The sequence below is a fragment of the Haloferax profundi genome (assembly GCF_001469865.1).
GTDB lineage: Archaea > Halobacteriota > Halobacteria > Halobacteriales > Haloferacaceae > Haloferax > Haloferax profundi.
Window position 1 is genome coordinate 1 of the sequence record NZ_LOPV01000415.1, and the last position, 338, is coordinate 338.

Genomic DNA, 338 nt, shown 5'->3' on the forward strand with positions numbered 1-338 from the left:
AGTCGAAGTCGAAGCAGTCGTGGGAGCTCACGAGGAACCCCGAGTACTACGGCGCTGACAACATCAACTTCGCGGGTATCTCGCTTCTCTCGCGGGGAGACAACACGGCACTCCAACAGGGCCTGATGGGTCGCGAACTCGACTTCGTCACGAGTCTCTTCGCGCCGCCGAAGATTGTCGCCAACTTCCCCGACTCCGTCGAAGAAGTCGCCATCTCCGCGAAGTGGGGGTACGGTATCGTGTTCAACCACGACGACCCCGACTTCGGGAAGCGAAAGGTCCGGCAAGCCGTCGCCCACGTCGTCAACCGCCAGCAGGTCGCCGAGAACGCAGGACCG

General features: G+C 62.1%; 1 protein-coding gene. It reads left to right on the forward strand.

Features of this window, described 5'->3' with window-relative positions; genetic code table 11:
* A partial coding sequence (locus AUR66_RS14150) for an ABC transporter substrate-binding protein (RefSeq protein ID WP_231727905.1) occupies positions 1–338 on the forward strand: 338 nt, incomplete at both ends.